Below are 414 nucleotides of genomic sequence, written 5' to 3'. Positions count from 1 at the left end.
CTTCATCAACGTCGAGTTGTCGGGCGTAAGTATGACCGTCAACTATGAGCTGGACGGAGGTAACAAGCTTACCGCCATCACCGGCTACCGCGATACTCGTCAGGACCGTGCCAATGACTCCGACTATGGCCCACTCGATCTGTTTCGAATCCACAACGTCGACAACTTCAAGCAAACATCCCAGGAGATACGCTTGGCATCGCCGAACACAGGGAGTCTGCGGTATGTTGCTGGCCTCTATTTCTTGACCGAGGACGCGGACACGAGTCGCCAGGCCGTCATCGGTCAGAACCCGTCACCCTTCATTTACCACCCTCCGGCAGGGGCGAACATACCGTTTCGTGGTCTGGGGATTGCGCCCGGCGCGGTGATCTCGAACGACGGGCGAATCAAAACAAGTACCTACGCCGTGTT

1 pseudogene is annotated in these 414 nt (G+C 56.8%); it reads left to right on the top strand.

From position 1 onward, the window contains the following. Window positions 1-31: 31 nt before the first annotated feature. Window positions 32-414 (top strand): annotated as a pseudogene (locus AC097P_RS24640) (hypothetical protein); the annotation flags it as partial.

It is taken from the genome of Rhodoferax sp. ZS1R8 (genome assembly GCF_056521325.1).
This window is presented reverse-complemented; position numbering and strand designations above follow the sequence as displayed.